This is a genomic window from Aliirhizobium wenxiniae (assembly GCF_014201355.1).
In the GTDB taxonomy this organism is placed as follows: domain Bacteria; phylum Pseudomonadota; class Alphaproteobacteria; order Rhizobiales; family Rhizobiaceae; genus Neorhizobium; species Neorhizobium wenxiniae.
The window spans coordinates 74818-88685 of the sequence record NZ_JACHEG010000012.1 but is presented as its reverse complement, the minus strand read 5'-3'; the positions used below and the strand labels follow the sequence as shown (position 1 = coordinate 88685).

12 protein-coding genes are annotated in these 13868 nt (G+C 59.5%); 4 read left to right on the top strand and 8 right to left on the bottom strand.

Going from position 1 to position 13868, the window contains the following annotated elements:
• Positions 1 to 14: 14 nt before the first annotated feature.
• From HNQ72_RS28125 to HNQ72_RS28090, 8 genes are all read right to left on the bottom strand, one after another.
• Positions 15 to 1532 (bottom strand): DUF5060 domain-containing protein, encoded by a 1518-nt coding sequence (locus tag HNQ72_RS28125; protein WP_183997610.1) that lies wholly within the window; start codon positions 1530 to 1532, stop codon positions 15 to 17.
• A gap of 27 nt (positions 1533 to 1559) precedes the next feature.
• A complete protein-coding gene (locus HNQ72_RS28120) occupies positions 1560 to 2435 on the bottom strand; it encodes a carbohydrate ABC transporter permease (RefSeq protein ID WP_183997608.1) in 876 nt (291 codons plus the stop codon).
• The gene (locus tag HNQ72_RS28115; protein ID WP_183997606.1) at positions 2432 to 3331 is read right to left on the bottom strand and encodes a carbohydrate ABC transporter permease; all 900 of its coding nucleotides are present in this window, start codon (positions 3329 to 3331) and stop codon (positions 2432 to 2434) included. The genes HNQ72_RS28120 and HNQ72_RS28115 overlap by 4 nt, the downstream gene beginning before the upstream one ends.
• 91 nt (positions 3332 to 3422) lie before the next feature.
• Positions 3423 to 4664 carry an ABC transporter substrate-binding protein gene (locus HNQ72_RS28110; RefSeq protein ID WP_183997604.1) on the bottom strand — a complete coding sequence of 414 codons (1242 nt, stop codon included), beginning with the start codon at positions 4662 to 4664 and terminating at the stop codon, positions 3423 to 3425.
• A gap of 256 nt (positions 4665 to 4920) precedes the next feature.
• Complete coding sequence (locus HNQ72_RS28105; RefSeq protein ID WP_183997602.1) at positions 4921 to 6399, bottom strand: FGGY-family carbohydrate kinase; 1479 nt, start codon at positions 6397 to 6399, stop codon at positions 4921 to 4923.
• Entirely contained in the window at positions 6396 to 7358 is a 963-nt protein-coding gene (locus tag HNQ72_RS28100) for a transketolase family protein (protein WP_183997600.1), read from the bottom strand. Before HNQ72_RS28100 ends, HNQ72_RS28105 begins: the two co-directional genes overlap by 4 nt.
• The gene (locus HNQ72_RS28095) at positions 7358 to 8179 is read right to left on the bottom strand and encodes a transketolase (RefSeq protein ID WP_183997598.1); all 822 of its coding nucleotides are present in this window, start codon (positions 8177 to 8179) and stop codon (positions 7358 to 7360) included. Before HNQ72_RS28095 ends, HNQ72_RS28100 begins: the two co-directional genes overlap by 1 nt.
• Positions 8180 to 8237: 58 nt before the next feature.
• Positions 8238 to 9218: a sugar phosphate isomerase/epimerase family protein gene (locus tag HNQ72_RS28090; protein ID WP_183997596.1), complete on the bottom strand. Its 981-nt coding sequence runs from the start codon at positions 9216 to 9218 to the stop codon at positions 8238 to 8240.
• 377 nt (positions 9219 to 9595) lie between these two features.
• Here HNQ72_RS28090 and HNQ72_RS28085 point away from each other — a divergent pair, with 377 nt between their 5' ends.
• The 4 genes from HNQ72_RS28085 (at position 9596) to HNQ72_RS28070 (ending at position 13838) form a co-directional block, all read left to right on the top strand.
• Entirely contained in the window at positions 9596 to 10537 is a 942-nt protein-coding gene (locus tag HNQ72_RS28085; RefSeq protein WP_183997594.1) for a D-ribose ABC transporter substrate-binding protein, read from the top strand.
• A gap of 72 nt (positions 10538 to 10609) precedes the next feature.
• Positions 10610 to 11233, top strand: a complete 624-nt coding sequence (locus tag HNQ72_RS28080) for a DUF2291 family protein (protein WP_183997593.1) — start codon at positions 10610 to 10612, stop codon at positions 11231 to 11233.
• Positions 11230 to 12759, top strand: coding sequence for a sugar ABC transporter ATP-binding protein (locus HNQ72_RS28075; protein ID WP_183997591.1), 1530 nt, complete (start codon positions 11230 to 11232; stop codon positions 12757 to 12759). Before HNQ72_RS28080 ends, HNQ72_RS28075 begins: the two co-directional genes overlap by 4 nt.
• A gap of 83 nt (positions 12760 to 12842) precedes the next feature.
• On the top strand, positions 12843 to 13838 hold the full coding sequence (locus HNQ72_RS28070; protein ID WP_244654617.1) for an ABC transporter permease: 996 nt from the start codon (positions 12843 to 12845) through the stop codon (positions 13836 to 13838).
• Positions 13839 to 13868 lie beyond the last annotated feature (30 nt).

The following is a 13868-nucleotide window of genomic DNA, read 5'->3' as shown; positions in this document are numbered from 1 at the left end:
ATGATACCTCTTCTCTAGTGCGTCTTGCGCGGGCGTATGCGCACGGCAAGATACGGCCTGCCCGGGAGTTTCAGCCCGAATGCGGCGGCAAACTGGTTGGTGATATGCGAGCCGCCGGTGATGCGCTGCGGATGGACTTTTGGCAGCGGTCCCTTTTCCAGCGGCGTAACCGTCATGTTCCAGACGTCGATGAGGTCGATTTCCCAATCGCCGTCTTTTTCGGGCAAGCCAAGCGCCCATTCGACCGGCTGGTGCTCGCCGAAATAGATGTAACGGACATCGCCATCCTGCACCGCGGACACGCGCTTGTAGGTCGTTCCGCGCTCCAGCATCGGCGTCAGGCCGTTGACCGCATCCTCTTCGAAGATATTGCGAAGGAAGGCGATACGGGCCGGCGCCTCACCGTGAAGCACGCCACCCTTTGCCCACCAGAGCTCGTCATTGGCATCCAGGAATGTCTCGCCATGGCCGATATAGCCGCCGCGGCAAAGGGTCAGCCAGTAACGATGAACCAGTTCGTGGCCATCGATATTACCCCATTCCTTCGGGATATTGCCTTCATATTCCGGCTCGTCGTTCACGACAGGCTTGCCATAGGCCGCACGCCAGTCGAGCGTCTTCTTGACGTCCCAGTTCTGGATGCAGACATGATCGACCCAGGGCTTGCGGTGATCATAGTTCTTGTCCACGTCGCCATTGTGGATCGATTTGGGATGACGCAACGGATCGCCTTCCTCGATGATCTGGAAGAAGCGGTCCCAACGCTCCATCGGCTTCGTGTCCAGAAGGAAGTCGTATTCGTTGGCAAGCGACCACCAGACATTTCGATAGGCGGCGATGCGGGCGACGATATAACGGAGATAGCGGAAATCCTGCTCCTCCGTCATCGTGCAATAACCCCAGCGGTCATAGGGATGGAAGAGGATGATATCGGCCTCGACACCCATATCCATCAGGCGGCCGATCTGCGTTTCGAAATGGCGGAAGCACTCGAAATTCGGCCGGTCCAGATCGTGGCTGCCATCGGCGCGCTTTTCATAAACGTCGAAAAGAGGCTCGTTGGTGTTGTAGATGTAGTCCTTGGGGAAGACACCCATGCGGATCTTGTTGAAAGGACCATCTGCGAGCGTCTTGAAGGTCTGTTCCTGCAGTTCCACCGTCTGGTGCGTCCAGGCATAGCAGGTCGTGCCGAAGGGCAGATACGGCTTGCCGTCGGCATGGGCGAAATGGAACTGGTTGCGAACCCGCACCGGGCCATGAACGCCCGATTTGGCCGGACCGACCGAGAGCTGGCCGCTCAGGCCTGCAAGCGCCTTGTCGGTCGATGTCGTGACGAACCGCCACTCGCCTTCCGTATCCGGGCAGAAACGCACCTTGTAGACGCCGTCGCCATCATAGAAGCCGGGAACCGTCACGTCGCGATTGCCAAGCGAAAACGTCGCTGCGAAATTGACGTCGAGATAGGGATTGCCGCCTGCGGGACCTTTGATCGAAAACTCGAATACGTCCCACCGGCTCACTTGTTCTGACATTTCTAACTCCTGGATATGATTGGATTTTCAGCCTTTGACCGCACCGGATGTCAGTCCGCTGACGAAGTATCTCTGGAAGATCATGTAGACGAGGACCGCAGGGAACACGGTCATGGCGATTGCCGCATTCAGCTGGCCGTAATCGGTCGAGAACTGTCCCTGGAAGGACATCAGGCCGAGCGGCAGGGTCCACATGTGACGGTCCTGCAAGAGCACCAGAGCCATGGCGAATTCGTTCCAGGTGGAGACGAAGTCGAGGATCAAAAGTGCAGCCAGCACCGGCAGCGAAATCGGCAGGAATATCCGGCGGAAGACCGTGACATGCGATGCACCGTCGATCAGCGCCGCTTCGGACAATTCCTTCGGCACCGCCTTGAAGAAGCCGTGCAGGATGAAAACCTGGTAGGGAACGCCGAAGGCCAGATAAGGCAGGATCACGCCGGGATAGGTATCGATCAGGCCAAAACCGTTCACCAGGGTGAAGATCGGCGCCAGCATGACCTGGAACGGGATCATCGCACCGAAGAGGAAGAACAGCAGCAGCAATTTGCCGAAACGCAGCCTGATCCTTGCCAGCGCATAGGCCGCCATCGCCGAAAACATCAGTCCGAGAGGCACCTTGATGACGGTGATGATGACGCTGTTCTTGAACGTCGTCTCGAAATTGCCGCGCGCCCAGGCGCCGGAAAAGTTGTTCCAGGCAATCTCCTGCGGCGGCGTGAAGGCGCTCGTGGCCATAACCTCGGCATTCGACTTGAGCGCCGTGAATGCGATCAGAACGACAGGCGCAATCCAGACCAGCGCAAAGGTGACGAGGATGATCCAGAGGATGATCAGAAATGGGTCCCGGCGCGGCTTGAGTTGCAGGGAGTCGTCTTCGCGGCGGGGTGCTATAGCAGTCATTCGCCTGCTCCTTCATCACGTTGCGACCAGCGCAGGTAGGGAACGACAATGGTCAGCGTGACCAGAAGCAGGATGACCGAGATCGCCGAGCCTCTGCCGAAATCGAAGATCTGCATCGACTGCATGAAAGCCCACAAAGCCAGCATCTGTGTCGACTGGGCCGGGCCACCGCCGGTCATGCCGTAAACGATGTCGAAGGCCTTGAGCGAGGAGATGGTCGAAAGGACAAGCACGATCGCCAGCGTTACCCGCAGCGCCGGCAGCGTCACATGGCGGAAAACCTGCCAGCGGCTCGCGCCGTCGATGCGTGCAGCTTCCACCAGCGAACGATCGACGCTCTGCAGGCCGGCGAGAAAAAGCACCATCGAGAAGCCGACATACTGCCAGGTATAGGCAACGAACATCGAATAGAGAGCGATCTCGCGATCACCCAGCCAGTCGCTGATCAGCGATTGCAGGCTCAGACTGGTCAGGACCTGATTGAACAGGCCGAAGAACGGGTCATACATCCACCGCCAGATGGTCGCGACCGCGATCGGTGCTATGATGACCGGCAGATAGTAGATGGCGCGCATCGGCACCCGGCCGAAAAGCTGCTGGTTGAGACCGAGCGCCAGGAGCAGGCCGATCGTCGGCGGGAAGATGACGGCAAGAATGGTCCAGGTGATGGTGTTGCGCAGGGCAACCCAGAACACCGCGTCATTCGTCAGAATGTAGCGGTAGTTCTCAAGCCCCACCCATTCCCTGTGCGGATCGAGGCCGTTCCAGTGCTGGAAGCTCAGGAACACCACTTCGATCATCGGCCAGATGGCGAAGGTGGCATAAACCGCCAGCGCCGGACCGATAAGCAGCAGGGCTTGCGTCCGTGAGGACTGCATGAATTTTGAGTTGAACATTGGAAACCCGTTTGTCCCGAGTCCTGACCTACCTTGCAGGTCGACAGTCTCCGCGGCGACGTCGCCGCGGAGAGATCAGGCGCCGCGCGACTTACTTCTTGCGGTTGCCGATAAACGTCTGCATCGCAGCAGCCGCCGCCTGAGGTTCGATCCTCGCTGCCGCGACATCATTGATGACGCGGAAATATTCGGTCGTCACATCGAGCGGGAATGCCTGGTCGCCATTGACGAACGTGCCCTTCGCATCGGCGAAGATCTGCGTCCATTCCTTGTGCATGGCCGACGCATCGTCCTTCAGCTTCACTTCCTTGTTGACGGACAGCGCACCGAACGTGCCGGCAATCTGGGTCTGGAATTCAGTCGAGGTGAACGAGTTGATGAACTCGGCTGCGAGATCCGCCTTTTTGGTCTTCGATGAAATGTAGAAATATTCGGCAAAGCCATAAAGGCGGCCGGTACCGTTCGGGAACGGGAAGACGTCGTAATCGTCGACGTTACCGCCTTCCTTGATCTGCGATACGAGCCAGTCGCCTTCGAGCATCATCGCAGCGCGCTTTGCCAGGAACAGCGTGAAGGACTGCTTCTGGTCGACGCCCATGAATGGCGACAGGATATAGTTCTGCCCCCACATTTTCATTTCGGCGAAGGCTTTTGTGGCGCACTCGGTCTTGCTCCAGTCCGCTTTCATCGATTTCAGCTGGTCATGGACATCGGCGCCGCAGGTGGTCTCGAGGATTTCGTCCATCAGGCGCATCAGATGCCAGTTGACCGACCCGCCAAAGGTGAAGGCGGGAATGCCCGCTTCCTTCAGCTTCTTGGCGGCTTCGACGAGTTCGTCATAGGTCTTCGGCTCCTGGGTGATGCCCGCCTTTTCGAACATCGCCTTGTTGTAATACAGGCCCTCGCCGGAGAAGCGGAACGGAACGCCGTGCTGGCCGGAACCGTAGCTCTTGGAGAATGCCAGGGACGGCGCCGTCAGGCGGTCGTTCCAGCCGTATTTGGCGTAGTCGGCGGTGATGTCCTTGCTGAGACCGGCTTTGACATATTCGCCGCCGAGGCCGAGGCCGGCCCAGCTCATGTAGACGTCCGGCCCTCTGTCCGACCCGGCTGCAACGCGCAGGGCGGTCTTGTGCTCATCGACGCCGCGCATGACGATCTCGACATTCACACCGGGGTGGGATTTTTCAAAATTCTCGGCCGCCGTCTGAAGCGCCTTCACCTGAGATTCCGCCGAGTAGCTGATCGTCCAGACGGTCAGATCTTCTGCATGCGCTGCGCTCGCCACCACCGTTGCCAGTGCGGATGCAGCCAAAAGTCTTGCGAAAGTTTTCATATGATCTCCTCCCAAAGATCGCTTGAAGTTCCTCGTTGACAACTATCAAAGCATTTTCGTTTTCTGTCAAATGTTTTCGAATTTATCCGATTTGCTTATTTTCAAAACCAAGTTGCCTCCATTCGAAAGTCACTCGCGAAAGTAGTTGAAATACCTGCCATCGATCCTTGCCGGCTTTCGCCGGCAAAGGAACATGTCGCGCCCTTCAGGCGCGACCTCGGCAGCGAAGCAACACGAGAGTTCGCTCTCGTCAGACCTAATGCGCGATCAGCCTCGCCAGCAACGACTGCCAACCGCGCCTTGCCTCCTGTCGCCAGGCGGCTGCATCGGCTTGCGGCCGAAACTCGCTTCGGGTCTCGTCGGCGCCAGCCCCCTCCCCATGCAGGCCGAGCAGCGCCATCATTGCGACACCGATCGCTCCGACCTCCGCCTGACCGCTCCGCGCCACCGGTCGATCCAGAACATCTGCCTGCAATTGCATCAGGAAATCGTTCGAAGACGCGCCGCCATCGGCCAGCAGGCCATCGAGCCTTGCGCCGAGATCCTTTTCCATGGCGGTAAAGACATCGGATATCTGCAGGACAATCGCATCGAGCGTGGCGCGGGCGATGTGGGCGCGGGTTGTCGCCAGCGTCATGCCGGAAATCGTGCCCGAGACATTGTCGTTCCAATGCGGCGCTCCCAGGCCCGCAAGAGCCGGCACGAAGACGACGCCGGCGGCATCCGGAACGGTTTGGGCAAGAGCGGACAGGGCTTTTGCATCCGGCAGGCCGAGCATCTCGGCGGCAAAGGCAGCAGCCTGAGCCGATACGGTAATATTACCTTCTAGCGCATAGGCGACACCGTTCCGGTCGCTCCAGGCGATCGTGCTGGACAGGCCGTTTTTCGACAGGACACGTCCGGGCGTCAGCGTCATCAGCGACGAACCGGTTCCATAGGTCGCCTTGACCAGGCCCGGTTCACGCACGCGGTGACCATAAAGCGCTGCATGGCTGTCACCCATCATGGCGAGGATCGGGACACCGGCGCTGAGCGCGGTTGCGCCCTCTGCCACTTCGCCGAAACGACTGTCGGAAGGGCGCACATCGGGCAAGGCCGCGACCGAAACCTTAAACAGGTCGCACAGACCTTCATCCCATTTCAACGTGCCGGTGTTGAACAGCTGCGTGCGCGATGCATTCGAATGATCGGTGGCGAATTCTTTTCCGCCCGTCAGCTTGTAGAGCAGCCAGCTATCGACCGTGCCTGCTCGAAGCAGGCCTTGCGCGGCAAGCGCCTTTGCTTCAGCCACGTTCTCCATCACCCAGGCGAGTTTGGAGGCGGGAAAAAGCGCATTGATCGAAAGCCCGGTCGCCTCGACCACCATCGGGTCGCGGCCTTCGGCAATCAGCGCTTCGCAGGCCTTTGCCGTGCGCCGGCATTGCCAAAGGATGGCGGGCGCAATCGGCTTGCCGGTCTCGGCGTTCCACACCACCAGCGTCTCGCGCTGGTTTGCAATCGCAAGCCCGGCAATCTTGTCACCGGCCTTGCCGACGATATCGGCAATCACCGCCTGTACCGTCGCCCAGATATCCTCTGCAGATTGCTCCGCCCAACCGGGGCGAGGATAGCTGGATGTCAGGGGAGCGGACGCCTTGGCGACGACCTCTCCCGCGGCATCGACCAGGATCGCCTTGGTATTGGTCGTCCCCTGATCAACGGCAATGATGAATTCTCCCCTCCCGCCTGCGCTCATCCCCGTTTGCGCCCGATCGCCTTGCGTGCGGACCTGGCGATCCCGGCGGCCGTCAGGCCGAAGTGATCGAACAGCCATTCGACCGAGCCTGTCGGCACGAAGCCCGGAAAGCCCATCCGCTCGATCGGAACCGGAAGATTGGCGGAGGTGTGCTCGGCGACCGCGCCGCCGAGGCCGCCGTGAATATTGGCTTCCTCGACCGTGACGATCGCACCCGTTTCGCTGGCAGCCGCGGAAATGGCAGCTTCATCGAGCGGCGTGATCGTTGCCATGTTGAGGATACGGGCGGAAATGCCTTCCGCCTCAAGTTCTACCGCAGCCTGCACGGCCAGATGCACCATGGTGCCACAGGCGATGATCGTGACGTCACTGCCCTTGCGGACGAGTTCGGCCTTGCCGGGCTGGAATTTCCGGTCTTCAACGGACAGATCCGGCACCGGCATGCGGCTGAGCCTGATATAGACCGGTCCTTCATGGGCAGCCGCCCATTTGACCGCTTCCGCCGTCTCCCAGCTGTCGGCCGGAACCACCATCGTGATATTGCTCAGCGGCCGCAGCCAGGCGAAATCCTCGATCGAATGGTGTGTCGGCCCAAGCTCGCCATAGGCGACGCCCGACGATTGGCCGACAAGCTTCACGTTGAAACCGGCATAGGCGATATCGGCCTTGACCTGTTCGAGCGCACGGCCGGTCAGGAAGCAGGATGCCGCCGAGACGAAGGGAATGCGCCCGCCATTTGCGAGACCGGCGCCGACGCCCACCATGTTCTGCTCGGCAATGCCGACATTGATCAGCCGATCCGGAAACTTCTTCTGGAAACCGCCGAGCTTCGAGGAGCCAACGGAGTCATTGACGACAGCGACAATGCGCGGATCGTTTTCGGCAAGTTCCTCGATCGTGCGTGCCCAGGCATCGCGACAATCGTAAAAACCTTCCTGTTTTGCAGCGGGAGCAGCCATCAGACCAGTTCCTCCATGGCGATATCATATTGCTCGGCATTCGGCACGCCATGGTGCCAGGACGCCTTGTTTTCCATGAAGGAAACGCCCTTGCCCTTGATGGTGTTGGCGATGATGCAGAGCGGTTTCGAACGGCCGCCTGGCGGTTCGGACAGGGCGTTGACGAGAGCGCCTACATCATGTCCGTCGACCACCTCGACATCCCAGCCGAAGGCGCGGAACTTGTCGTCGAGCGGATCGAGGCCGTTGGTCTCTTCCGTACCCATGCCCTGCTGCAGCCGATTGCGGTCGACGATGAGCGTGAACTTGCCGAGCTTGCGGTTGCCGGCGCTCATCGCCGCCTCCCAGTTAGATCCTTCCTGCAACTCACCGTCGCCGGTCAGAACGAAGGTGCGATAGTCGCTATTGGTCATCTGCCCGGCGATCGCGATACCGAGTGCCACCGGCAGGCCATGGCCGAGCGGTCCGGTATTGGTTTCCACGCCGGGAAGATAATTGCGGTTCGGATGGCCGTTCAGCTTGGATTGCGGCTGCATATAGGTTTTCAGCCAGTCTTCCGGATAATAGCCGGCGGCGCAAAGGGCGGTGTAAAGCGCGCCCGTTGCGTGGCCTTTCGACATGATGAAGCGATCCCGCTCCGGCATATCCGGCTTTTTCGGGTCGTAACGCATCACGCCGAAATAGAGCGTCGCGATGATGTCGATCGCCGAAAAATCGCCGCCGGGATGTCCGAGTTGGGCATCATAGACCATCGTGAAAGCCCTGCGGCGCATCCACAATGCCTTCTCGCGAATGGTATCGACGAGGTCATTCTTCAACATGGGTATTGGCCTTTCATTGCCGGATTGGGCCGGACCTGGCTGTTGCCGCAAGCGGCGCCTACATGGCGCCGAACAGGGCCTTCTGCGCGATCTTCAAGGCGCCGATTGCGTCATGGCGGCTCTGCGCTTCCTTCAATGCATCGACATCGAGCGCATCGAGGCCCTTGTCGGCGGCTTTGAGGAAATCGATCGCGTGATTGGCTGTCGCGACACTGTCTTCGCGGAACGGGAACTGGTCGAGCTGCCACACACCTTCCCACTTGTTCTTCCGCAGGACATAGAAGAACTCGAAGATTTCGATCGGATGCAGGCTGCCGGCGACGAGATCGTCATCCCAGGAGCGGTAGTTGTCGTTGACGTCCATGCCGAACAGCCGGCCGTAGTCGATGGCGAGCTGTGCACTGTCGGCAGCCGATTCACCGCCCATGATGGCATGGCCGAAATCGAGCAGGATGCCGACATTCGGCAGGCCGATCTTCTCGATGCCGAGAAGCGTGCGGGCAACGGAACCGAAGCTCATCCGCACGCGCGGTTCGCGCGGCTTGTATTCGATGACGAATTTCAGATCCGGATTTTCACTGGCGAGCTGCCCGACGCCATCGAGCGAATGCTTCCACAAAGTGCCGTAATCGACCTGGAACGGATAGTCCCAGCCATCCTGGCCCGGCCACAGCTTGACGTAATCGGCACCGAAATAGCGGACCTGGTCGCAGGCTTCGGTCACCAGTTCATGGGTGCGGCGGCGAACGCCCACATCCGGGTTGGTGAAGGAGCCCTTGACGAATTCGCGCGTGTAGATTTCCGGCGTGATGCCGATGACGCCGAGCTTGTTGCGATCCAGCGCCTCTTTTACCTGCGCATTGGAAAAGTCGCCGCCGAAAAAGGGATAGTTGATATCGACGACCGACAGATCCTTGACCTGGCCGGCGAGATCGATCGCCTCGATAACGCTGCGCGGCGTGCCGTAACCGTCCGTCGCGTAACGGTCGAGATAGGTTGCGAAATGCCAGATTCCGGCGCCGAAACGTTGTTCAGTCATGATGCTTCCTCCGATTATTCAGTGTCGCCCCTATCGGACTTCCAGAGTGATATCGCGCTCGCGGCGCCACTATGCGCCCCTCTCCTCAGGACAAAGCGCTCATCCCGGACAAACCAACAAAAGACTTTTGATTACTTTCGATCTCTTTCGTTTCAAATTAACTGACATACGTCGAGAGAACATTCAAGTGAATTATTGGAGCTTGAAGCGGCGGGATGTTTAAAAAATATGCCGCATTGCAACATAAGAGAGAACAACAAGGCGTGATTGCCGCACAAAAGCGCAGTCATCAAAAATATATTGACAATAAACGAAAGTGATCGATAGTTCGAAACAGACGCCACGGGAGGGTGGTCTTTTTTCAACGGGAGGTAATCATGAAGCTTACGAAACGTCTTTTGATGTCCGTCGTCGCGCTGGGTATTGCCGGCGCCATGTCAGGCACGGCACTTGCTGCCGATACGATCGCGATCATCACGCCGAGCCATTCCAACCCATTCTTCAAGGCCGAAGCCGATGGCGCAGCGGCAAAGGCTAAGGAACTTGGTTATGCGACCATGGTTCTGGTTCACGACGACGATGCGAACAAGCAGAGCGAACTTTTCGACAGCGCCATCGCCGCCGGCGTGAAGGCCATCATTCTCGACAATGCAGGCGCGGATGCCTCCGTTGCCGCCGTGCAGAAGGCCAAGGACAAGGGTATCCCCTCGTTCCTGATCGACCGCGAAATCACCACGGCGGGCGTCGCCGTTTCGCAGATCGTCTCCAACAACTACCAGGGTGCCCAGCTCGGGGCGGAAGAATTCGTCAAGCTGATGGGCGAAAAGGGCAATTATGCCGAACTGCTCGGCAAGGAATCCGACACCAATGCCGGCATCCGCTCGCAGGGCTATCATGACGTCATCGACCAGTATTCCGATATGAAACTGGTTGCCAAGCAGACGGCCAACTGGTCGCAGACCGAAGCCTATACGGTGATGGAATCGATGCTGCAGGCACATCCCGATATCAAGGGCGTGATCTCGGGCAACGACACGATGGCCATGGGCGCCTATGCGGCGCTTGAGGCCGCCGGCCGCAAGGATGTCATCGTCGTCGGCTTCGACGGTTCGAACGACGTTCGTGACTCGATCAAGAAGGGTGGCATCAAGGCAACCGTTCTTCAGCCGGCCTACCAGCAGGCGCAGAACGCCGTCGAACAGGCGGACAAGTTCATCAAGACCGGCAAGACGGGCCTCGATGAAAAGCAGCTGATGGATTGCATTCTCATCAATGCCGACAATGCCGGCAAGCTCGAGACCTTCGCGCTGAAGCCATAAGACCGCCATCCCCACCCGGGACATGCCACATGTCCCGGGTGCCTCTTGCTTTTAAAAGAAGTGCGGGTACCCATGAAGATCACGACCCTGTTTGTGGCAAGCCTTCTTGCCGCGTCCGTTTCCGGCTGCAAGCTGGTGAAAACCAGTGACGGTGAAGGCGGCGCAGCCGCCGATCCCATTGCCGAAGTCGTCGAGACGACATTCGACGCCAAGCTCGTTCCGGCCCTTACCGAAAAGGCGGTCGATCTTGCAACGCTGCAAGGCGCGATCAAGGGCAGCCTGGACAAGGCGGGCGAAAGCCACGGTATTCGCGTCGGCGGCGCCGGCGGCGGCTGGAATTTCCCGGTCAAGGGCACGGCCACCGTATTGGAAGATACCCGCGCCAGCACCAAGGCCGCCGTTGCGGAAATCGACGTCGATGGCGACGGAAAGGCAGATGCGACGCTCCAGCTCGGACCGGTGGTCAAGGGCAGTGCCTTGCGCGACACCACCAACCTCTATGATTTCTCGACATTCCGCGACCAGATAGAATACGCGAAACTCGGGCGCGCGCTGAACGACAAGGCCGTTTCCAAACTGCCCGCGGCCGATACCGAGCTGAAGGGCAAGAAGGTGAATTTCGTCGGCGCTGTGGTCATCCGCTCGGCCGGCGAAAAACCGTTGATCACGCCGGTATCGATCGAGGTCGCGCCATGACGGACGCCAATCCTATCGGCCTTTCGATCCGCAACGGCTCGAAAATCTATCCCGGCACCCAGGCGCTGAAAAATGTCGATTTCGATCTGCGCATGGGAGCGGTAAACGTGCTCGTCGGAGAGAACGGCGCCGGAAAATCGACGCTGATGAAGATCATCGCCGGCGTCGAGCAGCTGAATGGCGGCACGATCGAGATAGACGGGCAGCAGGTCGTCTTCGCCGACAAGACGGATGCCGCAAAACACGGCGTCGGCATCGTGTTTCAGGAACTCAACCTGTTCCCGAACCTGACGGTGGCGGAAAACATATTCGTCGGGCACGAAAAGACGCGCGCCGGCATCCATATCGACAGCCAGGCGCAGAGAACCGCTGCCGCGGCGCTGATGAAACGCCTCGAACAGAATATCGACCCGGACACGCCGCTCGGCAACCTGCGGATCGGTCAGCAGCAGATCGTCGAAATCGCCAAGGCGCTGGCCGAAAACGCCCGTATCCTGATCCTCGACGAACCGACATCTGCGCTTTCCGCGGCCGAGGTGGAAGTCTTGTTCCGGGTCATCGGCGACCTGAGGAAACAGGGCGTCGGCATCGTCTACATTTCCCACCGGCTGGAAGAGCTGATCCGCATCGGCGACTACATCACCGTTCTGCGCGATGGCGCGATCACCGGATCGCGCTCAATGCAGGGCGTCGATATTCCATGGATCGTCGCCAACATGATCGGCAGCGCCTCGAAGGAGTTTCCGAAGACCGGCGATCATGAACTCGGCAATGAAGTGTTCCGTGTCGATAATGTCTGCCTTCCGAGCCCGGCGGGCGGTTATGCCGTCGACCACATGTCGCTTTCCGTGCGCGAGGGCGAGATCGTCGGGCTTTACGGCCTGATGGGTGCGGGTCGCTCCGAGCTTCTCGAATGCATCATGGCGCAACACCCGAATTCCTCGGGCCAGATCTTCATCGGCGGCAAGCCGGTGAAGGAAAAGAGCGTGTCCGGCCGGATCCGTCGCGGCCTGGCGCTCATCCCGGAGGATCGCAAGCGCGACGGCCTCGTGCAAATTATGACCATCCGCGAAAACCTGACCATGTCGTCGCTTTACGATTTTACCCGCGGGTTTCACCTGTCGCTGAAGGCCGAAGCCGCCAAGGCGGCGGAATTCGTCAAGCGCATGGCGATCAAGATCGCCAGCCTCGAACATCCCGTCTCCAGCCTTTCCGGCGGAAACCAGCAGAAGGTCGTGATCGGCAAGGCGCTGATGACACGGCCGAAAATCCTGCTGATGGACGAACCGTCGCGCGGCATCGATATCGGCGCCAAGGCGGAGATTTTCCGCACCATGCGCCGGCTTGCAGAAGACGGCCTCGGCATCCTCTTCGTAACATCCGATCTGGAAGAAGTTCTCGCCCTTTCCGATCGCGTACTCGTCATGGCGAATGGACGGCTGACCGGACAGTTCCCGGCCGGCGCAAGCGCTGCGGAGGTCATCTCCGCGGCAACCCCCAATCTAAACAGGGTTGAAACACGATGAGCAGCATCGACGCCTCGGGCAACGCCAAGACCGTGATCGGCGGTCACAAATCCAGAACATCGGCGCTTCTGCTGCTTCTGCACATGCGCACCTTCGTGGCGCTGATCCTGGTCTTCGCCTTCTTCGCCATTGCCGCACCGAACTTCCTGACGACAGGCAACATGCTGATCATCTCCAAGCATGTGGCACTGAACGCGATCCTCGCAATCGGCATGACCTTCGTCATCATTGCCGGCGGCATCGATCTTTCGGTCGGCTCTATCGTCGGCCTGTGCGCCATGGTCGCCGGCTATCTGGTGCTTTACGGCATCGACCTCGGCTTTGTCGGTGTCGCCTACAGCGTCCAGTTCAACACGATCGAGATCTGCCTCATCGTGCTTGTCGTCGGCATATTCATAGGCTGGATAAACGGGATGCTGATAACAAAGCTGAATGTCGCGCCATTCATCGCGACACTCGGCATCCTTTATGTCGCCCGCGGCTCAGCACTGCTCTTCTCCGACGGCCGGACATTTCCCAATCTTGCGGGCAATCCGGAATACGGATCGGACACGTTCCGCATCATCGGTTCGGGCACATTCTTCGGCCTGCCCGTCTCCGTCTGGATCATGGTCGTGGTCGCACTGGGCGCTGCCTATCTTGCAACGCGCACACCGCTTGGCCGGCATATCTATGCCGTCGGCGGCAATGAACGCGGGGCGGCATTGTCCGGCGTCAATGTCGATCGCACCAAGCTGTTCGTCTACATGTTCTCCGGGCTTTGCGCAGCACTCGTCGGCCTGATCATTTCATCGCAGCTGCAGGCCAGCCACCCGGCGACCGGCGAGACATTCGAACTCAACGCCATTGCCGCGGCCGTGCTCGGCGGTACATCAATGTCCGGCGGACGCGGGCGCATCGCGGGCACGATCGTCGGTGCGTTCGTGATCGGCATCCTTGCGGACGGGCTGATCATGATGGGCGTTTCGTCCTTCTGGCAGACGGTGATCAAGGGCCTCGTCATCATCGCCGCCGTCGTCGTCGATCAGGTCCAGCAGAAGCTTCAGGCCCGTGTCGTCCTGCAGCAGAACGCGAATTGAGGATTTAAAGCTCAGGGCTGTTCCTGTAAT

Coding starts and splice junctions, on each gene's coding strand:
- HNQ72_RS28125 (WP_183997610.1), bottom strand. CDS start 1,532: ATGTCAGAACAAGTGAGCCGGTGGGACGTATTCGAGTTTTCGATCAAA.
- HNQ72_RS28120 (WP_183997608.1), bottom strand. CDS start 2,435: ATGACTGCTATAGCACCCCGCCGCGAAGACGACTCCCTGCAACTCAAG.
- HNQ72_RS28115 (WP_183997606.1), bottom strand. CDS start 3,331: ATGTTCAACTCAAAATTCATGCAGTCCTCACGGACGCAAGCCCTGCTG.
- HNQ72_RS28110 (WP_183997604.1), bottom strand. CDS start 4,664: ATGAAAACTTTCGCAAGACTTTTGGCTGCATCCGCACTGGCAACGGTG.
- HNQ72_RS28105 (WP_183997602.1), bottom strand. CDS start 6,399: ATGAGCGCAGGCGGGAGGGGAGAATTCATCATTGCCGTTGATCAGGGG.
- HNQ72_RS28100 (WP_183997600.1), bottom strand. CDS start 7,358: ATGGCTGCTCCCGCTGCAAAACAGGAAGGTTTTTACGATTGTCGCGAT.
- HNQ72_RS28095 (WP_183997598.1), bottom strand. CDS start 8,179: ATGTTGAAGAATGACCTCGTCGATACCATTCGCGAGAAGGCATTGTGG.
- HNQ72_RS28090 (WP_183997596.1), bottom strand. CDS start 9,218: ATGACTGAACAACGTTTCGGCGCCGGAATCTGGCATTTCGCAACCTAT.
- HNQ72_RS28085 (WP_183997594.1), top strand. CDS start 9,596: ATGAAGCTTACGAAACGTCTTTTGATGTCCGTCGTCGCGCTGGGTATT.
- HNQ72_RS28080 (WP_183997593.1), top strand. CDS start 10,610: ATGAAGATCACGACCCTGTTTGTGGCAAGCCTTCTTGCCGCGTCCGTT.
- HNQ72_RS28075 (WP_183997591.1), top strand. CDS start 11,230: ATGACGGACGCCAATCCTATCGGCCTTTCGATCCGCAACGGCTCGAAA.
- HNQ72_RS28070 (WP_244654617.1), top strand. CDS start 12,843: ATGCGCACCTTCGTGGCGCTGATCCTGGTCTTCGCCTTCTTCGCCATT.